The sequence below is a fragment of the Pandoraea cepalis genome, from assembly GCF_902459625.1.
In the GTDB taxonomy this organism is placed as follows: Bacteria; Pseudomonadota; Gammaproteobacteria; order Burkholderiales; family Burkholderiaceae; genus Pandoraea; species Pandoraea cepalis.
In genome coordinates this window covers 1-25,286 of sequence record NZ_CABPRY010000003.1, presented here as the reverse complement: position 1 = coordinate 25,286, position 25,286 = coordinate 1, and the positions used below count along the sequence as shown (strand labels likewise).

Here is a 25,286-nt window from a genome sequence, read left to right as displayed (position 1 = left end):
CAATAATCAATGCGCGCCGATCATCGTCAGATGTTCGGCGACCGGACCGAGTGCGAGCGCGGGCATATACGTCAGCGCGCCCACCAGCAGCACCGTACCGAGCAGCAGCACGACGAACAGCGGACCATGCGTGGGCAACGTGCCCGAGGTCGCGGCAATGCGCTTCTTGCGTGCGAGGGCACCGGCAATCGCCAACACCGGCACAATCACCCAGAATCGGCCGAACCACATCGCGATCGCCAGCGTGCTGTTGTAAAACGGCGTGTTGGCCGACAGCCCGGCAAACGCGCTGCCGTTATTGTTTGCGGCCGAACTATACGCGTAGAGAATTTCCGAGAAGCCGTGCGTCGCCGGATTCGCCACGCCCGCCTGCCCTGCCGGCACGAGTACCGCAAGCGCGGTGCCGAGCAACACCAGCAGCGGCGTCATGAGCACGGTCACGGCGACCATCTTCATCTCGAACGCCTCGATCTTCTTGCCGAGGTACTCCGGCGTGCGGCCGATCATCAGCCCGGCCACGAACACCGCGAGCATCGCGAAGACGAGCATGCCGTACAGGCCCGAGCCCACCCCACCGAAGATCACCTCGCCCAACTGCATCAGCAGCATCGGCACCAGTCCGCCCAGCGGCGTGAGCGAATCGTGCATCGCGTTGACCGCGCCGCACGACGCCGCCGTCGTCACCGTGGCGAAAATGCCCGAGGCCGCGATACCGAAGCGCGTTTCCTTGCCTTCCATGTTGCCGCCCGCCTGCGTGGCGCTCGCTTGCTGATCGACACCGAGCGTGGTCAGCACCGGATTGCCCGCCTGCTCGGCCGACACCGTGGCCACGGCGGCAATCGAGAACGCAATCGTCATCGCGGCGAGCAGCGCCAGGCCCTGGCGACGATCGCCGACCATGCGTCCGAACATATGACACAGCGCTGCCGGGATCAGGAAGATCGCCAGAATCTGAAGGAAGCTCGACAGCGGCGTCGGGTTTTCGAACGGGTGCGCCGAATTCGCATTGAAGAAGCCGCCACCGTTCGTACCGAGCATCTTGATCGCTTCCTGCGAGGCGACCGGGCCCATCGGCAGGGTTTGCGTCTGCGTCACGGCCGGCGTTGTCACCGGCTTGCCGGCGGCGTCGAGCTTCGGCTGACCGTCCGGGCCAAGCACCGGATTGTCGTAATGCGTGGCTTGCAGCGTGGTGACATCCTGATAAGCGCTGAAGTTCTGAATCACGCCCTGACTCATGAAAGCCGCTGCCAGCAAGACCGAAAGCGGCACCAGAATGTAAAGCGTAATGCGGGTCATATCGACCCAGAAGTTGCCGATCGTTTGTGCCGTGTGACGGGCAAAGCCGCGAATGAGCGCGACCACCACGGCAATCCCGGTGGCGGCCGACATGAAGTTTTGCACCGCCAGACCGAGCATCTGCGTGAGATAGCTCATGGTCGACTCACCGCTGTAGCCTTGCCAGTTGGTATTGGACACAAAGCTCACGGCCGTATTCATCGACGAGTCCGGGGTAACGGCCCCCAACCCTTGCGGATTGAACGGCAGCCAGACTTGCCAGCGTTGCAGGGCGTAGACCGCCAAGGCGCCGAGCGCGTTGAAACCAACGAGCGCGATCGCGTAGGCGCGCCAGTGCATTTCCTTTTCCGGATCGATGCCGCACAGGCGGTAGAGCGCGCGTTCCAGGGGCGCGAACCAGCGGTTCACACGAGATTCGCCGGCGAGCACGTCGGCCATGAAGCGGCCGAGCGGGCGTGCCAGCACCAGCAGCACGACGAGGAAAACGCCGAGCTGAATCCAGGCGTTGAGCGTCATGCCAGATCCTCCGGCTTAAAGAGCGCGTAGACGAGATAAGCGAGCAGCGCGATCGTGAGTCCGCCGCTCAGCCAATACATGGCGGTCATTGCTGCCCTCCCACCGACGCGCAAAACGCGACAAAACCGACGGTCGAGGCAGCAAACACCGCGATGACGCCGAGATATAGCCAGTCCATGACAACTCCCTATCGTGTGGCGGCTGGCACGCCACGGACGCGACGCGCCCTTGCATGCGCATACCAGCCGTGCAATGAACGATACGGATCGACGCGTAAAGACGGAGATAAAAGGGATAAACGGGGTGTAAACAACGCGTAAAAACAGCGCCCCGACAATGCAAAAAACCCACCGACATCGCTATCGGCGGGCTTCCGGTTGGGGGGGGCGCGAGGCGAGTCAGCTACGTGGGGAGGAAGACGCAGCCGAGGTGTCGTGCTCCGGGGCGTTAGCGTTGCCGTCAGAGGTTGCCCCGTAACGCGCCCCGGCTTCCCAAATCGCGAGCACGTCGGGCGACGGCACGACCTGAAGGACATGCCCGAAAGGCGGCACGGCGCTCTGGAACGACTCGCGTTGGAGCTGGCGCATAACTCCGGTGCGGAAGATCTCGGCGAGCGCGGCGTCGACACGCGTCTTGAACGCCGGATCGTCCTTGGGCAGGGCGAGGGCGTAGTACTCGGGCTGAGTCGCCAACGGCGGTCCGACGATATGGAAGGCGTCAGGCGACTTGCTGGTGGCCCGCAGGCCTTCGAGCAGCACGTCGTCGAGCACGAGCGCTTGGGCGCGATGTTCGCGCAGCATACGAAACGCGTCGTCGTAGTCGCGTGCCATCAAGAGCTGAAAGCCTGCCCGCGCGTGCCGGGCGCGCACCAGCCGCTCGGCGGTCGTGCCTTGCACCACGGCCAGTCGCAATCCTCGCATATCGTCGATCGAATGAATCCCGGCGCCCTGCCGAACCATGAGGCGGACATTCGCGGCGTAATACGGCAGACTGAAGGCCACCTGCCGCTCGCGCGCGGCCGTGACGGTCGACGGCGCGCAATCGATGTCGATGGCATCCCCCTTGATCAGCGGCCCGCGCATCTGCTCGATCACGCGCACGGGGGTAATGCGCAGGTCGGGCATCGCCATCTCGCGTTGCAACGCTTGCACAACGCGTTGGCACAGCGCCCACGCCAGCCCCATTGGCTGATCCTTGGCATCCACGTACGAAAATGGAACCGCCGTTTGCCGATAGCCCAGCACGATGCGTCCGCGTTCGCGAATGCGTGCCATCGTCGGGGAGACGACATCTGACATCGAGGCCAGCGCCGAAGCGTCGTCGCCATAGGCGGACTCCGCCAACGACCACGGGATCGCCGCCATATTCACCCGTGGCAGTCCGGGCACGGGCGGCGCGCCTGCATGCGCCACGATCGGGATAACGACCGCCAACCCGGCCGAAGCCGTCAACACACGAAGCAAGCATGCGCGGAGGCGACCTGCGACACGGGCCGCAGACGATGACAACCAGCAAGGCGGCAGGAACATGATCGAGGCGGGGACAGAGAGAAAAGTGTCCGTACCTTAGCAACGCCCTGCCCCGATCTTCCTCGCGGGAATCCCTTTTCGGACAATTCCCTATGAACGTATTTCGAATATCAGCGAGTCTGCGCCAGCAACGTTTGCAGCAGACGCTCGTCGTCTTCCGCCGTCGGCGCGGTATTGTCGTAGCGCGCGAGTGCCGGGAACGCCGCGGCGGACGGCGAGAACCGACGCAGCCGGTACTCGTCCCAGTGCGCGAGCTTGTATGCGTCGTTCGGATTGCCGCGAGCCACGATGCGCGCCTTCGCCTGTGCCTCGTCGAGTTCGACCCAGACCACATGCACGCCCACGTCGTCATCGACACCCAGCCACGCGCGGTCGAACAACCGCCCTTCGCGCAACTCGCGCGAGAACGGCCCGACCACCAGCACGTTCACCCCGAGACGCAAATTCTCGCGCGCTGTGTCCAGCAGTCCCGCGTACTCCGGATCGCGCAACGTCTGCAAATACAGTGGGCTGTCGCGGTCGTTCGGATTGCCCGTCAACGCGCCCATCACCGAAGCACTGTAAGCACCATAAAGCGTGTCTTTATCGAGCAGACAGAACGCTTCCCCACTGCGCGCAATCAGCGGGCCGATCAGGCGCTTCGCCAGCGTCGTCTTGCCCGCCCCGGCGTGGCCGCAGAAAAAAATGAGGCGCGTCATGATTGCGCCTTGCGCTCGAACATCACGAAGTGTTTGCGCACCGGTTCGACAACCTCGAACACGCCCTCGAAGCCCGCCGGAATCACACAGGCGTCCCCCGGCCCGAACTCCGACGCGTTGCCGTCGAGGTCGCTGATGCGAATACGTCCTTCGATCACCGAAAAAAATTCCTGACGATGCGGACCAAAGGCAATGCGCCACGCGCCGGGTTCGCACGTCCATTCGCCGCAATCGAACTCGCCCAGCGCGTCCGTGTAGAACGGCCGCGTCACCCGTTGCGGATTGCCTTCGAGGCGACGCGCTTGCGCGGGATGGTCGAAGATGGCTTCACCCGCCTGGGCGGGTGCGAAAGTGATCAGAGCGGGAGCAGTCATCAGCGTGAGGGAAAAATGTCAACAAAGTGGGCTCAATTGAGCGCCGCGCTCAGCTTGCGGCGCCACGCGGCCACCGTGGCCGGGTCCGTCTCCGAGAGCGCATCGAAGATGGCCAGCATCGACTTGCGTGCGGCGTCGTCGCCAAACGCGCGGTCGCGCTGCACGATGTCCAGCAACGCCTGCAATGCCGGTTCGTAGGTGCGATCCGCCAGATAGCGGTTGGCAAGATCGAGCCGCGCCTGCAGATTGTCAGGATCCGCTTGCACGCGCGCAAGCAGCGCCTGCGCCGACGGCAGATGACTCGCCTGCTCGGCAGCGGCAATGCGCGTGTTCAGCGCGGCGATGCGAGCGTCGCCACTGGCCGCCGTGCGCGGCGAGAGCAGCGTCAGCTCCGTGCGCGCGCCGTCGACCTCGCCCATGCCGAGCAGCACGTCGACCAGATCGAGACGCACATCGTCATGCGCGGGATCCAGCGCCAGCGCGGCTTGCAACGCGTCGCGCGCGACCTCGGGCTTGCCCGCCGTCAACGCCTCGCGCGCCACGCGGCGCGCCACGTCCGCCGGATTCGGTACGATCCGATCGATGAACGCGCGCAACTGTCCCTCGGGCAAGGCGCCCACGAACTGGTCGACCGGCTCGCCGTCGACGAAGGCGACCACCGTCGGCAGGCTGCGCACGCCATACTCCGCGCAAAGCTGCGCGTTCTCATCGGCGTTGATCTTCACGAGACGAATGCGGCCCTGCGCTTCGGCTTCCAGCTTTTCCAGCAACGGCCCGAGCACGTTGCACGGGCCGCACCACGGCGCCCAGAAATCGGCGAGCACCGGCACTTGATGCGAGACGGCCAGCACGTCGGCATCGAAACTGGCGAGATGGGTATCGATCATAGGTCCTATCGAGCGTGGTAAATTGCGTGGACGGTGGCCGTCACTCATCGAATGCAGCCGCCCGCTTGACGCATGGTAAGCATGGTAATCGCAAAACTGGGCAAATCGGTACGGACGCGCACGCGCGCGCCGGGTTCCCGACCCGGCGGTGCGTCGTCCCACCTGTCGCACGACTTGCAGGGAGGCACATGCACGCAGGCCATGGCACGGCAATTTTTTTCACCCAACTGCTCCTCTTGGTCCTTGTCGGCAGATTGCTGGGCGAGGTTATGCAGCGCCTGCGCCAGCCGGCGGTCATGGGGCAGTTGCTGGCCGGCGTGCTGCTCGGCCCGTCCGTCTTCGGCGCCCTGATGCCCGCCTGGCAGCACGCCGTCTTTCCCGATACCGAAGCGCAGAAAAGGATGCTCGACGCGGTCGCCGAACTGGGCGTGCTGCTACTGCTGCTGTCCACCGGGCTGGAAACCGATCTGGGCCTCGTTCGCCGCATGAAGCGAATGGCGATCTTCGCGTCGGCCGGCGGCATGGTGGTCCCCTTCGCCTGCGGCTTTGCGCTTGGCTGGCATCTACCCGACAATCTCCTGCCGCATCCCGAGGCCCGGCTGGTCACCTCCCTCTTCCTCGGCACCGCGCTGTCGATCTCGTCCGTCAAAGTCGTGGCGACGGTCATCCGCGAAGTCGACTATCTACGCCGCAACATCGGCCAGATCATCCTGGCGGCCGCCATTCTCGACGACACCACCGGCTGGATCATCATCGCTGCCATCGCCGGCCTGGGGGCGAGCGGCTCGATCGATCTCGGCCATCTGTCGATCAGCCTGGGGGGCACGTTGCTGTTCATCGTGCTGTGCTTTACCGTGGGCAAACGTGCCGTAGCCGTCGCCATTCGCTGGACCAACGATCGCTTCACCGCCGAAATGCCCGCGCTCAGCGCGATTCTCGTCATCACCTTCGTGCTGGCGCTCGCCACCGACAAGCTCGGCGTGCATACCGCCCTGGGCGCGTTCATGGCGGGCGTCATGATCGGGCAGTCGCCGATTCTCACCGAACAGATCGAGGCACAGCTACGCGGGTTGATCGTTGCGCTCTTCGCTCCGGTGTTCTTCGGGGTTGCGGGCCTGTCGGTGGATCTGACGATCCTGCTCGACTGGCGCATGCTCGGTCTGGTCGCCGGATTGATCCTGATCGCGAGCGTGGGCAAATTCACCGGCGGCTTCGCTGGCGCGCGCCTGGGCGGCATGTCGTCGGCCGAAGCGCTGGCACTTGCGACCGGTATGAACGCGCGCGGCTCCACCGAGATCATCGTGGCGAGCATTGGGCTTTCGCTGGGCGTGCTCAGCCAGGACCTGTTCACCATGGTCGTCGTCATGGCGCTGATCACCACACTCATCATGCCGCCTGTGCTGCGACGGGCACTCGTGCGCATTCCGCTCTCGGCGCAGGAGAAAGCGCGGCTCGAGAAAGAGGCGGCCGAGGAGAAGGACTTCCTGCCGAACGTCGAACGAATTCTGGCCGCCGTGGACGGCAGCGCCAACGGGCGCTTCGCCGCATGGATCGCCGGGCTGACGGCCGGCGTGCGCGGCACACTGACGACCGTACTCGCCCCGTCGCCCACCAAGACGAACGACGGCGCGGCGGCGCGTGACACCAGCGCGCTCTCTGAAGCCTCGGACAAGCAAGCCGGCCAGGACACACGCGCCCGCGCGGCCGACGGCGAAAGCGACGGGCGCGACGCCTACGATATCGCGCTCGCTGCCGCCACACTGGCGGCGCCACGCGCCCCCGGCACGCCGGGTGTCGAAGACGATTCAGGCGCGGACAAGGCGCGCGAGGCGGCGCGTCTGGTGCTGCGCGAGCGCACGGGCAAGGCGCCGCAGAAGACGCCGGAATTGCCGCATGGGCCTGTCAAGGAGAGTGCCGGCAAGGTGCCATCGGCAGACGCGTCGAACGATCATGGCGCCCCGAAGCATGAACCGGTGGGTGAAGCGCACGACGACAAGCGCGTGAGCAACGCGACCGAGACAGGCGCGTTCGTGGCGAGCGATCCGTCGGACGCGGCGCGCGAGCACGAAGCGTTGCAACCCGACCGCAGCCACGAAGCCAACCGCATTTCCGACGAAATCGCCAAGGGCTACGGCTTCGTGATCGCCGGATTCGACGCCCCGGGCGAGGAGACGGATTCCGACGTCCCGCCGCTGCCCCTACCCACGGGCGTGCTGCCGCTCACCAAGGCGTTCGATGGCGCGATCGGCATTGTGCTGGCCCACGGCGAGCATGCGCGCAAGCCCGATGCGCCGCTCAACATCCTCGTGCCCGTATCGGGCACCGACTACTCCCGGCACGCGGCCGAACTCGCGATCACGCTGGCGCGCGCGGCGAACGCGCCCGTCACGGCGCTCCACGTGTCCGCGCGGGTTGCGCCCGGCATGCTGCATCGGCGCTGGCGCCCGCGCGTACTGAAGCCTGACGCCGCCGAAGCCGCCATGATGGAGAACCTGCACGCGCTGGCCAAGCGCAACGGTGTGAAGCTTCGCACCCGTCTGCTCGCCGGCGGCAAGGTCGACGAAGCCGTGCTGCACCAGATCCATCACGGCAAACACAATCTGCTCGTGCTCGGCGTGCAACCTCGCTTTGGCGACCGCCTCAACTTCGGCGCCGTCTCGCACCGTCTGCTGGAAGACCGCCGGTGCTCGGTCGTCGTGCTGAGCGCGTGAGGTGCGCCGTGGGGCATTGCCCACCAGTGCCCACGTCTCCGAATAGAAATGCCGGCGGCCGAGCGTTTCGGCAACCGACGTCGACGCGCGCCGGCGGACCTTAATTCGCCGACGGCTTTCGCTCCGGCAGCGCAATCCAGTCCGTCTCGCCGGGCACGGTGCCCATCTGCTGCGCCGTCCAGGCGGCCTTGGCCCGTTCGATGCGCTCGCGACTCGATGATACGAAGTTCCAGAAGATGAATCGATCACCGTCGAGCGGCGCGCCGCCGAGCAGCATCAACCGCGCCGGTTGGTCGCCTGCCACAATGCGCATATCCGCGCCCTGGGCGAGCACGCCCATACGATGTTCGGGCAGCACCTCGTCGTTTACTGTCACCTCGCCCTGCACGGTGTATACGGCGCGCTCCGCGTACTCGGGCGGCAGCACGAACGCCGAGCACGGGGCCATATCGACGGCCAGATAGAAGATCGGCGAAAACACCTTCACCGGCGCCGTCTGGCCAAACGCCTGGCCGAGAATCAGGCGCATATGCACGCCGGGCAGGAAGATGTCGGGCAGCGACGACGCCTCGTGATGCGCAAACGACGGTTCGGTTTCCTCGTCGGCCTGCGGCAGGGCCACCCACGTCTGAATCCCGTGAACGTCGCCGCCGCGCTCGCGCACATCGTGCGGCGTGCGTTCGGAATGGACGATGCCGCGCCCCGCCGTCATCCAGTTCACCGCGCCCGGGGTGATGCGCTGATCGCTGCCAAGACTGTCGCGATGCCAGATCTCGCCGTCGAACAGATACGTGACCGTCGCCAGCCCAATGTGCGGGTGCGGACGAACGTCCATGCCCTGGCCCGGCGACAGCGTGGCCGGGCCCATGTGGTCGAAGAAAATGAACGGCCCGACCGTCTTGAACGGCAGACTGGGCAGACTGCGCTGCACGGTAAAGGCGCCGATGTCGCTCAGGTGCGGCTTGAGCACGGCGAGGAACGGGCTGGTGGAATCGGTCATGGTGCGGCTCTCCTGCGTTCGGATGGGCAATGGGGCGAATGTGAACCGATTGTAGAGGACATTGCCGGCTCGCTCCATGACACCTGCGCATGATTGCCGAGCGGCCTTTCGCGCCTGCGCCCATGGACGATGCACATCGCTCCTATAATGCAGGGATCCCGAAACGCTCCCCACACGCGCGCAGCGCGTGCATCGACTTATGAACAAAGCCTTTGTCAAGGAAGACAGTGGCGACGACGATGACGATCTCGACGCCGGCACCCCGGACATTCCCGCGGGCACCAAGAACTACATCACGCCGACGGGCTATCGACGTCTGAAGAACGAATTGCTCGACCTCATCGACAATCAACGCCCCGAGGTGGTGAAGATCGTGTCATGGGCGGCGTCCAACGGCGACCGCTCGGAGAACGGCGATTACATCTACGGCAAGCGGCGCTTGCGCGAGATCGATCGGCGTATCCGCTTTCTCACGCGACGCCTCGATAACGCCGAGGTGGTCGACACGCGCCGTCAGGAGAACCTCGATCAGGTGTTTTTCGGGGCCCAAGTGACCTATGCCGACGGCAAGGGCGACGAGCACACGATCACGATCGTCGGCATCGACGAGGTCGATCTCGACCGGGGGTATGTGAGCTGGATTTCGCCGATGGCCCGCGCGATCACCAAAGCGAAAGTCGGCGACACCGTGCCGCTGCGCACGCCGGCCGGGCTCGAACAGATCGAGATACTGGACGTGCACTACCCGCCGTCGGAAGGCTAGCGAATCAGGCAATCCGGGCGGCGTGTGACGGCGCGCGCCCGTTCGACGGGGGCACCGGCCCGCGCGTCAGTAGTCGCCGCGCTCGCGCGTGATCCGCATGGCCTGGTTGGCGTGCAGCTCTTCCTGGTGGCGCTCGCTCGGTCGCTCGCGCGCCACGCGCATCACATCCGGATTGACGCGAATGCGGCGCATGACGTTGGCGAGATGCACGCGGTCGCTCACCTGAATGAGGAAGCGCAGCGTTGCCGATTCGTCGGGCACCACTTCATCCATGCCAATGTGCACGATGTTCGCGTCCGAGGCGGTAATGTCGGCCGCCACTCGCGAAAACACGCCGCGATTGTGACGCACAAGCACCTTGATGCCCACATCGAACAGACGCCCCGGCTGCGGGGACCACGCCACATCGATCCAGCGGGTTCGGTCCTTGCGGTGAATGCGACGCGCGACCGGGCAATCGGTCGTGTGGATCGCCATACCCAGCCCGATGCCGATATACCCCATGATCGCGTCGCCGGGAATCGGGCGGCAGCATGCCGAGAACTGCACCGACATGCCTTCCGTGCCAGTAATGAGCACCGGCGGCCCGACCGTCTCGTCGCCGTTACGCGGGGAGTCCGGATCGTCCGGGCTATCGGTATCGTTCTCGCTTTCCTTGCCCGACGAGAGCACCGCGAGGCGCTTGGCCATGACCGCCGCGACGCGACGGCCCAGACCAATGTCCGCGAAGATGTCCTCTTGATCCTTGTTGCCCGTCCACTGCGCGAGCTTGTCCCAGATCTCCGGCGAGATTTCGCTCATCGTCAGGCCGTAGCCCTTGAGCGCTTGCTCCACCAGCCGTTCGCCCAGTTGCACCGACTCGGCGAAGCGCATCGTCTTGAGGTAATGACGAATCGCCGAGCGCGCCTTGCCGGTGCGCACGAACCCGAGCCAGACGGGGTTCGGCTTCGAATACGGCGCCGTGATGACTTCCACGATGTCGCCGTTCTTCAGTTCGGTGCGCAGCGGCAGCAGTTCGTTGTTGATCTTGACGGCGACACACTGGTTGCCCAGGTCGCTGTGGACCGAATACGCGAAGTCGAGCGCCGTGGCACCGCGCGGCAGCGCCATGATGCGCGCCTTCGGCGTGAAGACGTAGACGGCATCGGGGAACAGGTCGATCTTGACGTGTTCGAGGAATTCGGTCGAATCGCCGGTCTCGCTCTGGATGTCGAGCAGCGATTGCAGCCAACGATGCGCGTGCTTCTGCACATCGTTCATGTCCGCGCCGCCGTTCTTGTAAAGCCAGTGAGCGGCTACGCCCGCTTCCGCAATTTCATGCATGCGGCGCGTGCGGATCTGGAATTCGATCGGGGTGCCGAAGGGGCCGACGAGCGTCGTATGCAGCGACTGATAGCCGTTGACCTTCGGGATCGCGATGTAGTCCTTGAACTTGCCCGGCACCGGCTTGTAGAGCGCGTGCAATACGCCGAGCGCGAGGTAGCACTGCGCATTGGACTCGACGACGACGCGGAAGCCGTACACGTCGAGCACCTGCGAGAACGACAATTGCTTCTCCTGCATCTTGTTGTAGATGCTGAAGAGCGTCTTCTCGCGACCGAAAACGTCGGCACTCACCTCACCTTCCGTGAGCGCTTTCTCGACGGCGTCGAGAATCTTGCCGACCACTTCGCGCCGGTTACCGCGCGCGGCCTTCACGGCCTTGTCGAGCACGGCGTAGCGACGCGGATGGTAATTCGCGAAGCTCAGATCCTGGAGCTCGCGGTAGGTATTGTTCAGGCCCAGGCGGTGCGCGATGGGCGCGTAGATATCGAGCGTCTCGCGCGCCACGCGGCGCTGCTTCTCCGTCGACGTGACGCCCAGCGTGCGCATGTTGTGCAGCCGGTCCGCGAGCTTGACGAGAATGACGCGAACGTCGCGCGCCATCGCCAGCAGCATCTTGCGGAAACTCTCGGCTTGCGCCTCTTCGCGGCTGCTGAACTCCATCTTGTCGAGTTTCGACAGACCGTCGACCAGTTCCGCGACTTTCGGGCCGAATCGCTCGGCGAGTTCGGCCTTGGTCACGCCCTGGTCTTCCATCACGTCGTGCAACAAGGCGGCCATGATCGACTGCGCGTCGAGCTTCCACTCGGCACAGATCTCGGCAACGGCGACGGGATGGGTGATGTACGGTTGCCCGCTCTGGCGATACTGGCCCAGGTGGGCTTCGTCGCTGAACTGGAAGGCTTCCTTGATTTGCGCGAGGTCGCTCTCCTTGAGGTACTCCCCAAGCATGCCCTTCAGACGGGCGATCGAGACGACCTCATGCTTGCGCGGCTGCTCTGGCGTCGCCGTCGGACCGAAGAGGTGCCGATACGACTGCTCGAGCAGCGCGTCGATGTACTGCCGCGTGGCGCTTTCGCCCTTTTTCTTTTTACGCTCGGGCTTCGGCTCCCCCGCTTTGGGTTCATCCGCAGCGATGGACGCGGCCGGTGATTTTGCATGACTCATACGTGTACCTGCATCGTCGAGCGGCCCGGAACGTCACATCGCATCAGTGCTGTCTCCCGATCAGAGCGGCACTTTCTTGAGCATCTCGACGCCCACCTGACCCGCCGCGATTTCGCGCAGCGCGACAACGGTCGGCTTGTCTTTGTTGTTCTCGAGCTTCGGCGTGTGACCTTGCGCCAACTGACGCGCGCGGTACGTCGCGGCGAGCGCCAGCTCAAAGCGATTGGGGATTCGTTTCAGGCAATCTTCAACGGTAATTCGGGCCATAAGGAGTTTCCTTCTTGATATGAGGCGTATTCTATCGCAGCCGCGCCACGCTCGCGAAAAACGCCAGCGCGGTCGGCGAATGCGAGGGTGTTACGAGGGATCGTTCGGTGCGTGAATGTCCAGGTCGGTGAACAAGGTTCGGTGCCGCGCATACTGCGAGGCGAAGCGCAGACGCACGGCGGTGAACACCGATTGCAGTTGATCGAGCGCGCGCTGGAATTCGTCGTTGATGATGATGAAATCCGCTTCGGGCGCGTGGGCGATTTCGCCGCCGGCCGCCAACAGACGACGCGCAATGACGTTGGGCTCGTCCGTCCCACGCTTCTTCAGACGCTCCTCGAGCGCCGCGATGGACGGCGGCAGGATGAAGATTCCGACCGCGTTCGAAAAGCGCTTGCGCACCTGCTGCGCGCCTTGCCAGTCGATTTCCAGCAACACGTCACGACCTTCACGCATCTGATCCTCGATCCATACGCGCGACGTGCCGTAATAGTTGCCGTGCACTTCGGCGCTTTCCAGGAACTCGCCGGCCTTCCGGCTTGCCAGGAACTGCTCGACCGAAATGAAGTGGTAATGCACGCCCTCTTCCTCGTTCGGACGCGGCGCGCGCGTGGTGCTGGAGATCGACAGGCAGATGTCGGCGTCCTGCGCGAGCAGCGCGTTGACGAGCGTGGACTTGCCCGCCCCCGAGGGGGCGACCACCATGAACAGATTGCCGGGATACTCGGCGTGCAGGGTAGCGTGCGGGATTTGCGATGACGCGGACATGCGGCTTACTCCAGATTCTGCACTTGCTCGCGCATCTGCTCGATGTACAGCTTGAGCGCCATCGAGGCATCGGCGAGTTCCTTCGAGGCGGCCTTCGAGCCGAGCGTGTTCGCTTCGCGATTGAGCTCCTGCATCATGAAGTCCAGCCGTTTGCCTACCAAGCCCCCCTTGTCGAGGATATGGCGGGTTTCCTTCAGGTGGGCGTCGAGTCGGGTAAGTTCTTCCGCGACGTCGATGCGCACGCCGTAAATCGTGACTTCCTGACGAATGCGCTCGGCGATTTCGTCCTTGCTCGGCGCGGCGGAACCTTCCGGCACCACAAGACCCAGCGCTTCCAGAAGACGATCGACGATCTTCTGTTGATGACGTGCGATCAACTCCGGCACCATCGGCTGCAGGCCCACGAGGATCTTCTCCATGAACTCGATGCGCTCGATGAGGCTTGCCTTGAGCTGAGCGCCTTCGCGCTTGCGCACGTCGACGAGGTCGCCTATGGCGGCACGTCCGGCGTCGATCACGGCGTCACGCAGCGCGTCGGCCGTGACCGACTCTTCGCCGAGCACGCCCGGCCAGCGCAGGATCTCACCGGTGCGCATGCGCTCGGCATCCGGGAAGCACGCAAGCACTTGCCGTTCAAGATCGGCGAGCTGTTTGACGGCATCGAGGTTGAGGGCACCGTTCGTGCCGTTTTCGGGGCGCTGCACGTTGATACGGATGTCGACCTTGCCGCGCGAGAGCTTGCCGGTGAGCGCTTCGCGCAGTACCGGTTCGCAGGCACGCGCTTCTTCGGGCATACGGAATGCCAGATCGAGGAAACGCGAGTTGACCGTGCGTAATTCGACCGACACGCTCGCGCCTGCGGCACCATCGGCATGCGCAATGTCGCGCGTGACGCTGGCGTAGCCGGTCATACTGAAAATATTATTGTCTTTCATCGGGGTGACCGGAACCACAGCCGCGCGGCAGTATTGTCGCGAGGCAATGCAGCAACCGGATTCGCATGCATGGATGAAACGCGATTATCGCACTTTCCGGCACTGCGCTCCCGAATCGGACCGCGCTACCGGGCCGCGCCGCCAAGCCTGCGGCGTTTAGCGATACCATTCGGGTATTGCCGCACCCATTCACCTTGCAGGACACTCACTCATGACGCAAATTCCCCGCCCGGACGGCCGTGCGCACGACGCATTGCGCCCCGTGCGCATCACCCGCCAGTACACCCGCTACGCCGAAGGTTCGGTGCTGATCGAATGCGGCGACACGAAGGTCATCTGTACCGCCAGCGTGGAAGAAAAAGTCCCGGGCTTCCTGCGCGACTCCGGCCAGGGTTGGCTCACGGCCGAGTACGGCATGTTGCCTCGCGCCACGCACACCCGCGGCGATCGTGAGGCCGCGCGCGGCAAGCAGAGCGGACGCACGCAGGAGATCCAGCGCCTGATCGGCCGCTCGCTGCGCGCCGTGTTCGACCTCGATGCGTTCGGCCCGCGCACCATCCAGATCGATTGCGACGTCATCCAGGCCGACGGCGGCACGCGTTGCGCCTCGATCACCGGCGCTTTCGTCGCCGCCCACGACGCGGTTTCGAAACTTCTCGCCGACGGCAAACTCGAAACGTCGCCCATTCGCGCGCATGTCGCCGCCGTCTCGGTCGGGCTGTATCAGGGCGCTCCGGTGCTCGATCTGAACTACGTCGAAGATTCCGCGTGCGACACCGACATGAACGTCATCATGACGAGCGAGGGCGGCTTCGTGGAAATTCAGGGGACGGCCGAAGGCGCGCCGTTCACGCGGGCGCAAAGCAACGTGCTGCTCGACCTGGCGGACGCCGGCATTCGTCAGTTGATCGACGCCCAGAAGCGCGCGCTCGGAGTCTGAGGATGGGCATGCAGAAGATCGTGCTGGCGTCGAACAACCCGGGCAAGTTGCGCGAGTTCGCGTCATTGTTTGCGCCGCTCGGCATCGAGCTGGTACCGCAGGGGATGCTCGGCGTGTCCGAAGCCGACGAGCCCCATGTGACCTTCATCGAGAATGCGCTGGCGAAGGCGCGTCATGCGTCGGCCGCAACGGGACTGCCGGCGCTGGCGGACGACTCCGGTCTGTGTGTGCCGATCCTCGGCGGCGCGCCGGGCGTGTATTCCGCGCGCTACGCGGCACGCGCCGGGCGCGAGAAGTCGGATGCCGCGAACAACCGCCACTTGATCGAGCAACTCGCCCCGCACGCCGACACCCCCGGTTATCGCGACGCGTACTACTTCGCCGCGCTCGTGCTGGTGCGTCACGCCGAAGATCCGCAGCCGATCATTGCCGAAGGTCGCTGGGATGGCGAGATTGTCGACACGCCGCGCGGCGCACATGGCTTCGGCTACGATCCGCACTTTCTCATCCGCGCGTTGAATCAGACGGCGGCCGAACTCGATCCCGCCGTGAAGAATGCTCACAGCCATCGGGCGCGCGCGCTGCGCGTGTTGTTGGAAAAGCTGGGCCGGGAGGCGTGAACGGCATGAGTCAATCCGAGTTGCCCGTGCAGAACTTCCTGCGCCCCGGCAAGATCAGTCTGCCGGCGCTGCCGCCGATGTCGTTGTACGTGCACTTTCCGTGGTGCGTGCGCAAGTGTCCGTATTGCGACTTCAACTCGCATGAGTGGCGTGGCGCGGGCGGCGCGCAAGCGTTCCCCGAGCAAGCTTATCTCGATGCCTTGCGTCAGGATCTGGAGCAGGCGTTGCCGTTGGTGTGGGGACGACCGGTGCATACCGTCTTCATTGGGGGCGGCACGCCGAGCCTGTTGTCGGCCGCCGGTCTGGACCGTCTGCTTTCGGATCTGCGCGCCCTGCTGCCGCTCGACGCCGACGCTGAAATCACCATGGAAGCGAACCCCGGCACGTTTGAAGCGGACAAGTTCCGCAGTTTCCGCGCGAGCGGCATCAACCGTTTGTCGATCGGCATTCAGAGCTTCAATAGCGAGCATCTGAAAGCGCTCGGGCGCATTCACGATGGCGACGAAGCGCGTCATGCCATCGAGATTGCCCAGGCGAATTTCGATAATTTCAACCTCGATCTGATGTTCGCGTTGCCGAACCAGACCTTGGCGCAGTGCCAGCAGGATGTGGAGACGGCGTTGTCGTTCGCGCCACCGCACTTGTCGCTGTATCACCTCACGCTGGAGCCGAACACACAGTTCCACAAATACCCGCCCACCGTGCCCGACGACGACACGGCCGCCGACATGCAGGACTGGATTGCCGAGCGCACCGCGCTGGCCGGGTATGGTCATTACGAGGTGTCGGCCTATGCGCAGCCGCACCGTCGGGCCAAGCACAACCTCAATTACTGGGAGTTTGGCGACTATCTTGGCATCGGCGCGGGCGCGCACAGCAAGATATCGTTCCCGCACCGGGTGCTGAGACAGATCCGCCACAAGCATCCGCAGCGCTTCATGGATGCGGCGGCGGCAGGCAACGCGGTGCAGGAGGAAAACGAGGTCGACGTGCGCGACTTGCCGTTCGAGTTCATGCTCAACGCCTTGCGGCTGACCGAAGGCGTGAAGAGCGAGCTGTTCGCCGATCGCACCGGGTTGCCGATGGCACGGCTTGCCAAGGCGCTGGCGGCCGGTGTCGAGAAGGGATTGCTCGTCGACGACCCGCTGCGCATCGCCCCAACCGAGCTGGGGCAGCGCTTTCTGAACGACCTTCAGGGAATGTTCCTCGAGCGCGACGCGAAGTGACGGCCTGGCACCGCTGCGTTACCCCAGCACGGTGCCCATCTCGCGCAGCGCCTTGCGGATGATCTTGCCGGTGACGGTCATTGGCAATTCCGGCAGGAACACCACCTTGCGCGGGTACTCGTGGGCTGCCAGACGTTGCTTCACGAAATCCTGAATTTCCTTGGCCAGTGCGGCGGACGGCTCATACCCTTCGCGCAGCACGACGAAGGCCTTGACGATCTCCGTGCGGAGCTCATCCGGCTCACCGATGACAGCGGCGAACTGCACCGACGGATGTCGGATCAAGCAGTCTTCGATGGGCCCGGGGCCGATACGGTATCCGGCGCTGGTGATCACATCGTCCGAGCGTCCGGTGAACGTAATGTAGCCCTGCGCATCGACGAATCCCGAGTCCCCCGTGAGCAGGAAGTCGCCGCGATACTTGTCCATCGTGGCTTCCGGGTTATGCCAGTAGCCGAGGAACATGACCGGGTTGGGTCTTGCAATCGCGATGTTGCCGACGGTGCCCACCGGCAGCGGCGTGCCGTCGTCGTCGACGATGGTCACGTCATGGCCTCGAACGGCGCGTCCGATAGCGCCGGGCAACGCCGGAAATTCCGCCGCGCATGACGAGACGACCATATTGCACTCCGTCTGCCCGTAGAACTCATTGATATCGACGCCGAGGTGCTCGCGCCCCCAGGCCAGCAGTTCGGGGCCGAGCGACTCGCCACCGCTGGCGACGGAACGAAGTTGCAGCGGCCAGTGTTCGCGCGGCGACGGGACGGTGCGCAGCATCTTGAGCGCGGTGGGCGGAAGGAAGGTATTGCGCACGCCGTGGCGGGCCATCAGATCGAACGCAGCGACCGGATCGAACTTCTCGAAGCGTCGCGAGAGCACGGGTACGCCGTGATGCAGTGCGGGGAGCAGAACGTCCAGCAGCCCGCCGATCCAGGCCCAGTCGGCGGGTGTCCAGATCAGGTCGCCGTCTTGTGGAAAGCCGTTGTGCGACGTCTCCACGCCGGGCAGGTGGCCGAGCAGCACACGGTGCGCATGCAGTGCGCCCTTGGGTTTACCGGTGGTGCCGGAGGTGTAGATGATCAGCGCGGGGGCGTCGGCGCGGGTCTGGACGGGTTCAAAATGCGTGTCGCGCGATGCAATGGCGGGCCAGAGCGCGAGCAGGCCGTCTTCGGCGACGCCCCAGTCTTGGTCGTCGGCGACGTGATGATGGGCTTCGGGGAGGTCGTCGTGGACGACATATACGAGGCGCAGGTCGGGCAATTCGGCACGAATGTCGTCGATCTTCGCGACGCTCGCGAGGTCGGTGACCAGCACGGCGGCTCCGGAGTTTTGCAGACGATAGGCGAGTGCCTCGGGGCCGAAGAGCGTGAAGAGCGGGACGGCGATGGCGCCGAGTTTATAGGCGGCGACGTGGGCGACGAGGGTGGCGGGCGATTGCGGCAGGAAGATGCCGACGCGGTCGCCGGCCTTGACGCCGTGGGCGCGCCATTCGTTGGCGAGCTGATTCGAGAGTTGTTTCAGGACATCGAACGTGAGTCGCACGTGCGAGCCGTCGGCGCTTTCGTGGATGAGGGCGAGCCGGTTGGTGCCATCGGCCCACTTGTCGCAAACGTCGACACCGATGTTGAACAGGATCGGAATCTGCCAGGTGAACGCGTTGGCCGTCGGGGTGTCGGTCACGCGCTCGCCGCTGGCGTCATTTGACGTCTCGTGGGCGGAATCGCGGGAGGTGTCGGCATCCATGAGTGTCTCCGGGTCATGTCAGGCCTCGCACGGTGACGCGAGGGGCGTTCACCGTACGTCTTCAAGCATGATGCATGCCGGAGGGGCACAAAACAAGAGGGGGACGAGGCAAGCGTGAGCGTTTGGGCGGGGTGTGAGGCGATTTGGGTGGAATGAAGGCTTCACACGGCGGGATGAGCAGGTATAATGCCGGCTGCCGTGCGGTACCGGTCTGCGTTGGGGTTCCGACGCCGATTCTCCCGGACCGCACGCATCCCAAGTCGTCGCACAAGACGACCTCCCTCGCCACGACATCCGGTCGTGCGCAACGCCTCGGAGGCGTGCCAGAGTGGTTTAATGGACTGGTCTTGAAAACCAGCGAAGGGGTAACCCTTCCGTGAGTTCGAATCTCACCGCCTCCGCCAGTTTTCTTAGGTTTTCCCGATAGTAGCGACTGACTTTTGTGGGCGGTGCTCCGCAATTTTTTCGGGGTTGCTCCGCAAAAGCGGGAAATTGCGCCCTGGAACGTATCGCTCGGTCGCGGGGAGGATTAGCGCACCTTGGCACGATCACTGGCGGTTCGCGCCCTTGAAGCGACGTTCAAAGAGTCACATCGCCGAAGGCGAGAATCGGAGTGAAGCGGTCATCGGTGCGAGTATTCACGTCCGCTGCTGTGGCGATTCGGTGGTATACGCACCGCTTTCGGTGCGCACCAAAAATCTACCCGGGATCCCCGGTTATGATCAGCGCCTCCACCACTCGCTGATTACCTCGATGTCGATCGACAACTGCACCCACACATTCGACGAACTTGCCGCCACGGTCTTGCCCGCTCACCTGGAAAGGTTGAAGACCTCGATGCAATCGCCGATGCCAGCCATCACCTTCGTGGGATTCAAAAGCGCGCGGCGCGAGCTGTTGACCAAGCTCGGGCACAGCACCGATTTCCCCGGCTGCTATGTGTTCATCGACGGCGACCGCCCGGTGTACATTGGCATCTCCCGCGGAGTTGTCAAACGCCTGGTGCAGCACCTCAACTTCGAATCCCACTTCACCGCCAGCCTGGTGTACAAAATGGCCAGCGAGGACTTCCCTCATGAAATGAAGCGTGATCAGGCCATGAAGGACGACCAGTTCCGCGAGGTCTTCCTAACCGTTCAGGGCCGTCTACGCGATATGTCGGTCGCGTTCGTTCAGATCGACAACGACCTCGAGCTGTACCTGTTTGAGGTGATGGCGTCGATGCACTTCAACACCGACACCTGGAACACCTTCCGCACCCACTGATCGGGGAGCCCATCGGGTCCCGCACCGCACACGCCGACGACTCGTCGATATCTGCGCATCGAGACAATCCGGCCAAATTGTTGCGCATGTAGCGTGCGTCGGCATTTATGGGGACAGTTGCGGGACGGTTAGCTCAGACCTTACAATCGATTGCCGCCCCTGGGCAGGACTTAATCTCGTCTGCGTTAACGTGGACGTTGCAGTATTGGAACCCCGCTACGCTGAGCCTGACCATTTCATGGATTGCGCGCAGCAGGTACAGGAGAAAGATACCCGGGGCGGCACCTACTCCTATGACGACACCTCTCCTCACCGCGAAAGACGCCGCCGAAGCCGCCAAATGGGCGGAAATCTGGGCGCGCACCGACGTCCATCTTTTTGCCGCCGATGTGTTCGACCTCGCGTACGAGGAGATCCAGAACATCATCTACCCAACACCGCCGTACAAGGCCTACCTGCTGGCGAAACGCAGCGGTGGACAACGGGTCATTCGCGAACCGCGCCGTCGCCTGAAGGACCTACAAGTGAAACTGCTCAAGTATCTGATTGAGCGCGCCGGCACGCCGAAGCCGTGCGCTCACGCGTTCACCGAAGGTCGCAGCATCGTCACGAACGCCCGAAAGCACCTTGAGCGCCGGCCGCACTTCGTGCTGAACTTGGATCTCGAAGGGTTCTTCCCGTCGATCTCCTTTTATCGGATCCGGGGCGTTCTGCGGAAGGCGCCATTCAACCTGGCGCACCCCGTTGCCACGATGCTCGCACACATGTGCACCGTGAACAATGAGCTACCCCAAGGGGCCCCAACCTCGCCGTTCTTCTCGAATCAGGTCTGCCGCTCCCTCGATCGGGACCTCATGGCGCTGGCGAAACGCCACCAGGCCACTTACACCCGCTACGTCGATGACATTACGTTCAGCTTCTCAACGCCGAACCAGATAGCATTGCCGGCGAACATCTGCACGTTCGACAGCGGCGTGGTAACCCTCGGCCAGGAGCTGGTGGGCATCATCGGCCAGCACAACTTCCGGATCAATCCGGCCAAGACTCGCATGTCGACCCGGCGGCGCCGGATGGAGGTCACCGGGATCGTAATCAACCAGTTCCCGAACGTGAAACGCGCCTTCATTGACAAGATCAGAGGCGCGCTGCACGCTTGGGATCGTCACGGGTACAAGGCCGCTGAAGAAAACTGGCAGGCCCGCGTGTCCAACGGCGCTCGACTCGCGTACGAGAAGCGCCCGTGGAAACGGCAGGCCCGGCTCGGACAACCGCCCGAGTTGAAGACCGTGCTGTGGGGAAAGTTATTGTTTCTCCGGATGGTCCGGGGCGCCGACGATACGATCTACACCCGCCTCGCCGAAAAATACAACCGGCTCGTCGAGCGTGAACGCGCTGGGGACGCGCCGTTTGTTAGCGCCACCCTGCCGGTCGAAGCCATCGTCCGCAACGCAGAGGACGCCGAGCGCGCAGTCTTTGTCGTCCAGTGGCTCGCGGACTACCATCCGCCCAACGCCGGGACTCAGGAGGCCGTCGGTGGCCAGGGGACCGCGTTTGCGTACAAGCGACACAACCGGCTAATCACGTGCGACCATCTGTTCCGAGCGGATGGTGAATATCGCCGAGGCGAGGATCCCCAGGCGCCACGAGTGCCTTTCACGACCGACCTGACCTCGCCGCAGGTCCGGGGGGCAATGGTCTCCGTCACCGACCCGGTGACTGGTCAGGAATGGGCGGTTCGCGTCGTACATCGCGATGCGCACCGCGACCTCGCGATTTTGGAGTTCGACGAGGAGCCGCCCGCCCATCGGCACTTCTCGGGCATGGACGCCCCCATCACCCGTCATGCCCCCGGACACCTCGTCGGCTTCCCGAACTGGAACAACGGTCGCCGGGCCAACATCGAGCACGCTATCGTGAGCGCGCGGTTCCCTCGCACCGGGCTTCAACGGTTTGAGATCAACCAATTGATCCGAAAGGGCAACTCGGGTGGGCCGTTCGTCGACGAGCTGTTCCGCGTCGCTGGTGTTGCCCAGCAGGGCGCCCAACAGGATGCCGGCAATAACGAGTGCCTGTGCGTGGCCGAGCTGGACGCCTGGATCGAGGCGTATGAGGCCACGCGAGTGCGACCGCCGCCCGCTCCACCCGCGCCCGCCGCCGTCGAGCGAGGCCCAGCCGCCTGACGCGAGGATCGGTTAGGCGATCTACAGTAGACGGTCGAGCGTCAGGAAAGAATTTTTGCTGAATGTCGTTTCTAGGCCGATTACTGACGTTTGCGTCGAGTCGCTTTCGACCCGTTCTTGCCATTTGAACGAACATTGGGGCAATAGCCGCTTTTGAGCGCACAGCCGCCGCCCACATGGGCGGCTGACCTCCACCTTACCGAACGCTGGCGTTTTGATTGAGTCGATAGCCCCCATGTCTGCGTTAAGGTTTAAGTTGAAACTGAGAGTAGTGCTTTGAGCTTTCCCTCGATTGCCTTCCAGTTCGCGGATTGACTGAGTGCCATTTCTTTGATCAGGCGTATCTTGAACGCCTTGACCTTCGAGCGAAATGTAACCTTCTTTGATAGATCATCAATCAATCGCTTTCCGTCGCAATCCTGCATCCACGTTGTTTCCCATATAGCCTCAAGCTGCTTTCGTTCGGTCTCCACCTCATTTTCGAACGTCGTCTTCCATGTGGAAATATCTATGCCGTTCAGTTGGTCCTTGACAGCCATTATTCTATTTAGGAAAAGTTGTGATATCTGATCCATTGTCTTATCGGGCAAGTCTTCGCGCCGGATTCCGAGGCCACCAAATGCATACCGCTCATAAACGCGTTTCGCCGCCAATTCTGGGAGCTGCTGAAATGCAAGGCTTCTCAGGAGGGTGCTCACCTCACCTTGATTCTTTAGTGGTTGCTTCACCACTGCCTCGTCCATTAAGACGCTTGAAATAGCATCAAGGTCAATGAAATAATTCTCTAGACATCGACGGTCCCACTGCAGAACTTTTACCGACGCCGAACTCTTTAATGGAGTAGGGGCATCGTCTCTGTCGAAAATGAAGTAAGTTGGAGTCGAAGTGACTCCGCTCTGTTCGTGCTCTTGCAGCGACCGGACAGCCTTTTCAATCTCTTGCCGTCCTTGTGCAAATTTTAGCTTGTAGCGTCGAAGCAGGAAGCCAAATCCAGATTCGAGAATTGCTACGTCGTGCGGCCCCTCTACAAATACGATTCCTTTGTAAAGAAGGTTTTCGCTTTCGGTGGCGCCGAGACGCCGCAGCGTCTCTTCCAAGTTTACCTCGTCTTGGAGGCGAATCTTGCTGAGGTTGTTCGTAGATACCAGATGGAATAGGGAGCATTCGTCGTTGTCAAATGCTCCAGCAAGGATTTCCGGCGAGTGACTACAAACGATGACCTGGAGATTTTTGGGCTTAACGTACTCGTTGACCAAGTATGACAAAATGTCTTTGCATACTGCAGGATTCAAGTGCAGTTCTGGCTCGTCGAGAAGGACAATCCCGTTGTCAACAACTGAACGTGCGAGCAGGAGAAAGGTCAAAATAAGCCCCTTTTCCCCGCTGCTCATTCCATCCATATCAAATACACGCTGACTTTCGGTATCACGAATCAAAACATTCAAAAGCCCTATTTCATTGATTTCAAGCCGCTCAAGTTTTCTTCCCTTCAATATGCCACTAAATATTCGCTCAAACTCCCGTTCGATCGAATTTTCGGCAGGCTGATTCTGTGATGAAAGAAAAACCCCAGAGAAAATAAGATTCTTTAGTCTGTTAAATTTGGCTTGTGGTTGAGAGTTGTAAGACTCCAGTTGAGCTGCGGCATCTGGACCGCCAAGCTGCACCGGTTGATCCCCCAAAGGAAGCGCACGATCCGCCGGAAAGTAGGTGAAGGCGGTTTTATTGGGAGGTAGTCGCCTTTCGAGATAGGCGACGAACTGCACCTCCACAGGGTCCGCAGCGGACTGCGGCCCCCCGCCAGGTGCCCAGGTGATTTCGAGATTGCAGCGCTTAGTAGTCTGCACTTTCGTGAGAGTTGTCGCGACGCGGTTTTTGGCTTCCGCTTGCATCGCTTGTCCCTGCGGGGACGCCAGAAATGCTATGAGCGTATCCGGGTTCGCGAAGGATTGGCCGCCTTGGGCTTGTATCAACGACATAACTAACGCGTCGCTCGCGTCGATCAAGCTGCCAATTTCATCGGCGGAAAGCTCAAATGCGCATCCTACCGAGATTGCCTTAGCTGGGTCACGCGCAATCGCGTCGATCCGTAGGCGCTGCGGCAGATGTGGGGAAGATGCTCCAAGGGAATGAAGCACCTGGTTGGCTTCTTGCTGCGTACGAGGCGCGAGCAGTGCTTTAGCGAAACGAATCGCTTCGATGATTGTTGTTTTACCCGCCGCGTTTGGACCGACTATAACGCTAACCCTACTGTCCAAATCGGCGTTTATGTCTTCAAGCGCGCGGAAGTTTCTTATCCATACTTTCTTGATGTGCATATCCCGCTCCGGTTGAGATACCAATCATATGGCGAAACATATTACTTGATACTCGCTCCAACAGCAGCGCTTTCTGAAAGCCTAGTAACAATGTGCTATGAACAAGCGTCGTCGGTTTGTGCATAGCATGCTAAGCATAGGAGTTCGCCGGAGCGAACGCTTCTTGCTCCCACGAAGCCCGCTATTCGCGTCACGCATGTTCCACGGGTGTGTGAACAACCGATATGGCCGGACTTGCAAAGCTGACAAATGACCAACGTGCGCCCGCTGTCTGGCCACAGCCGTTTGAATGTCTAGTGAAGCGCGAAGGCGAACGGCCGGAGATGGCCGATTGTTGCCCTTCACGGCTGTCAGCAGTTAGCCATAACCTACCCATTGCGAATGGCCGCATGCGTACGTGCTGCCTCGTGTTACGGTATATTTCGCGAAACCCGAAGATCGTATGGAGCGGGTCCACCACTAGCCAAACGCGGAAGTGTCAGCCTCACAATCTACCGTCATGACATCGACCACCTTAAATGCCGCCGAAAGCTTGCGGAGCCCAGACACCGTGGCAGAACCAGACCCACGCACGACGATGTTCGTTGGGCAGACACCTCCATCACTGGCTGCTCACCACCGCGAAATCGAGGCCATTCGACTCCCCATTGGTGTGCCGGAAGTCGTAGTTATTCAGTTCGAGAGAGGTGGCTTCGCTCGTTCGGACAGTCTTCTGAGATTTTTAAGTGGAACGTCCGAGGCAATCATGCTGCCGATTTG

The 25,286-nt window shown here is 62.6% G+C and carries 21 protein-coding genes and 1 tRNA gene; 9 read left to right on the top strand and 13 right to left on the bottom strand.

The window, feature by feature from the left end:
• Positions 1–6: 6 nt before the first annotated feature.
• The 6 genes from kdpA to trxA all read right to left on the bottom strand — a co-directional run bounded on the left by kdpA (position 7) and on the right by trxA (position 5,297).
• A complete protein-coding gene (gene kdpA, locus PCE31107_RS08240; protein WP_150607706.1) occupies positions 7–1,812 on the bottom strand; it encodes a potassium-transporting ATPase subunit KdpA in 1,806 nt (601 codons plus the stop codon).
• The gene (gene kdpF, locus PCE31107_RS08235; protein WP_017231679.1) at positions 1,809–1,901 is read right to left on the bottom strand and encodes a K(+)-transporting ATPase subunit F; all 93 of its coding nucleotides are present in this window, start codon (positions 1,899–1,901) and stop codon (positions 1,809–1,811) included. Before kdpF ends, kdpA begins: the two co-directional genes overlap by 4 nt.
• A gap of 309 nt (positions 1,902–2,210) precedes the next feature.
• Positions 2,211–3,266, bottom strand: coding sequence for an amino acid ABC transporter substrate-binding protein (locus PCE31107_RS08230; protein ID WP_174966592.1), 1,056 nt, complete (start codon positions 3,264–3,266; stop codon positions 2,211–2,213).
• Positions 3,267–3,451: 185 nt separating this feature from the next.
• Positions 3,452–4,039: a P-loop nucleotide/nucleoside kinase family protein gene (locus PCE31107_RS08225; RefSeq protein WP_130026312.1), complete on the bottom strand. Its 588-nt coding sequence runs from the start codon at positions 4,037–4,039 to the stop codon at positions 3,452–3,454.
• On the bottom strand, positions 4,036–4,413 hold the full coding sequence (locus PCE31107_RS08220; RefSeq protein ID WP_130026313.1) for a cupin domain-containing protein: 378 nt from the start codon (positions 4,411–4,413) through the stop codon (positions 4,036–4,038). Before PCE31107_RS08220 ends, PCE31107_RS08225 begins: the two co-directional genes overlap by 4 nt.
• A 32-nt stretch (positions 4,414–4,445) precedes the next feature.
• Positions 4,446–5,297, bottom strand: coding sequence for a thioredoxin (trxA, locus tag PCE31107_RS08215; RefSeq protein WP_150608421.1), 852 nt, complete (start codon positions 5,295–5,297; stop codon positions 4,446–4,448).
• Positions 5,298–5,488: 191 nt separating this feature from the next.
• Between trxA and PCE31107_RS08210 the strand changes: the two genes are divergently transcribed.
• The gene (locus PCE31107_RS08210) at positions 5,489–8,011 is read left to right on the top strand and encodes a cation:proton antiporter domain-containing protein (RefSeq protein ID WP_150607702.1); all 2,523 of its coding nucleotides are present in this window, start codon (positions 5,489–5,491) and stop codon (positions 8,009–8,011) included.
• 100 nt (positions 8,012–8,111) lie between these two features.
• Here the strand turns inward: PCE31107_RS08210 and PCE31107_RS08205 are convergent, their stop codons facing one another.
• The gene (locus PCE31107_RS08205) at positions 8,112–9,011 is read right to left on the bottom strand and encodes a pirin family protein (RefSeq protein ID WP_130026316.1); all 900 of its coding nucleotides are present in this window, start codon (positions 9,009–9,011) and stop codon (positions 8,112–8,114) included.
• A 199-nt stretch (positions 9,012–9,210) separates the two neighbouring features.
• On the opposite strand from PCE31107_RS08205, the gene greB reads away from it, so the two are divergent.
• On the top strand, positions 9,211–9,774 hold the full coding sequence (gene greB / locus PCE31107_RS08200) for a transcription elongation factor GreB (RefSeq protein WP_130026317.1): 564 nt from the start codon (positions 9,211–9,213) through the stop codon (positions 9,772–9,774).
• Between the two features lie 66 nt (positions 9,775–9,840).
• Here greB and PCE31107_RS08195 read toward each other — a convergent pair whose 3' ends face one another.
• From PCE31107_RS08195 to PCE31107_RS08180, 4 genes are all read right to left on the bottom strand, one after another.
• Positions 9,841–12,264 carry a RelA/SpoT family protein gene (locus tag PCE31107_RS08195; protein WP_130026318.1) on the bottom strand — a complete coding sequence of 808 codons (2,424 nt, stop codon included), beginning with the start codon at positions 12,262–12,264 and terminating at the stop codon, positions 9,841–9,843.
• 60 nt (positions 12,265–12,324) lie between these two features.
• Positions 12,325–12,531, bottom strand: coding sequence for a DNA-directed RNA polymerase subunit omega (gene rpoZ, locus PCE31107_RS08190; protein ID WP_017233499.1), 207 nt, complete (start codon positions 12,529–12,531; stop codon positions 12,325–12,327).
• A gap of 90 nt (positions 12,532–12,621) precedes the next feature.
• The gene (gene gmk / locus PCE31107_RS08185; RefSeq protein ID WP_150607700.1) at positions 12,622–13,299 is read right to left on the bottom strand and encodes a guanylate kinase; all 678 of its coding nucleotides are present in this window, start codon (positions 13,297–13,299) and stop codon (positions 12,622–12,624) included.
• Between the two features lie 5 nt (positions 13,300–13,304).
• Positions 13,305–14,234 carry a YicC/YloC family endoribonuclease gene (locus PCE31107_RS08180; RefSeq protein WP_165385319.1) on the bottom strand — a complete coding sequence of 310 codons (930 nt, stop codon included), beginning with the start codon at positions 14,232–14,234 and terminating at the stop codon, positions 13,305–13,307.
• 211 nt (positions 14,235–14,445) lie between these two features.
• Between PCE31107_RS08180 and rph the strand changes: the two genes are divergently transcribed.
• From rph to hemW, 3 genes are read left to right on the top strand one after another with little or no spacing between them, the layout of a single operon-like run.
• On the top strand, positions 14,446–15,174 hold the full coding sequence (rph, locus tag PCE31107_RS08175; RefSeq protein WP_150607698.1) for a ribonuclease PH: 729 nt from the start codon (positions 14,446–14,448) through the stop codon (positions 15,172–15,174).
• A gap of 2 nt (positions 15,175–15,176) precedes the next feature.
• The gene (gene rdgB / locus PCE31107_RS08170) at positions 15,177–15,794 is read left to right on the top strand and encodes an RdgB/HAM1 family non-canonical purine NTP pyrophosphatase (RefSeq protein WP_150607696.1); all 618 of its coding nucleotides are present in this window, start codon (positions 15,177–15,179) and stop codon (positions 15,792–15,794) included.
• Positions 15,795–15,799: 5 nt separating this feature from the next.
• Positions 15,800–17,020 (top strand): radical SAM family heme chaperone HemW, encoded by a 1,221-nt coding sequence (hemW, locus tag PCE31107_RS08165; RefSeq protein WP_150607694.1) that lies wholly within the window; start codon positions 15,800–15,802, stop codon positions 17,018–17,020.
• A gap of 18 nt (positions 17,021–17,038) precedes the next feature.
• Here the strand turns inward: hemW and PCE31107_RS08160 are convergent, their stop codons facing one another.
• Entirely contained in the window at positions 17,039–18,763 is a 1,725-nt protein-coding gene (locus PCE31107_RS08160) for an acyl-CoA synthetase (protein WP_150607693.1), read from the bottom strand.
• Between the two features lie 314 nt (positions 18,764–19,077).
• Here PCE31107_RS08160 and PCE31107_RS08155 point away from each other — a divergent pair.
• The 3 genes from PCE31107_RS08155 (at position 19,078) to PCE31107_RS08145 (ending at position 22,209) form a co-directional block, all read left to right on the top strand.
• A tRNA-Ser gene (locus tag PCE31107_RS08155) sits at positions 19,078–19,167 on the top strand.
• A gap of 163 nt (positions 19,168–19,330) precedes the next feature.
• The gene (locus PCE31107_RS08150; protein WP_246181761.1) at positions 19,331–20,029 is read left to right on the top strand and encodes a GIY-YIG nuclease family protein; all 699 of its coding nucleotides are present in this window, start codon (positions 19,331–19,333) and stop codon (positions 20,027–20,029) included.
• Positions 20,030–20,322: 293 nt separating this feature from the next.
• Positions 20,323–22,209 carry a reverse transcriptase domain-containing protein gene (locus PCE31107_RS08145; protein ID WP_150607691.1) on the top strand — a complete coding sequence of 629 codons (1,887 nt, stop codon included), beginning with the start codon at positions 20,323–20,325 and terminating at the stop codon, positions 22,207–22,209.
• A 251-nt stretch (positions 22,210–22,460) separates the two neighbouring features.
• Here the strand turns inward: PCE31107_RS08145 and PCE31107_RS08140 are convergent, their stop codons facing one another.
• Positions 22,461–24,527 carry an ATP-dependent nuclease gene (locus tag PCE31107_RS08140; protein ID WP_174966591.1) on the bottom strand — a complete coding sequence of 689 codons (2,067 nt, stop codon included), beginning with the start codon at positions 24,525–24,527 and terminating at the stop codon, positions 22,461–22,463.
• A gap of 499 nt (positions 24,528–25,026) precedes the next feature.
• Here PCE31107_RS08140 and PCE31107_RS23510 point away from each other — a divergent pair.
• On the top strand, positions 25,027–25,286 hold a 260-nt coding region (locus PCE31107_RS23510), incomplete at its 3' end, for a hypothetical protein (protein WP_150607687.1).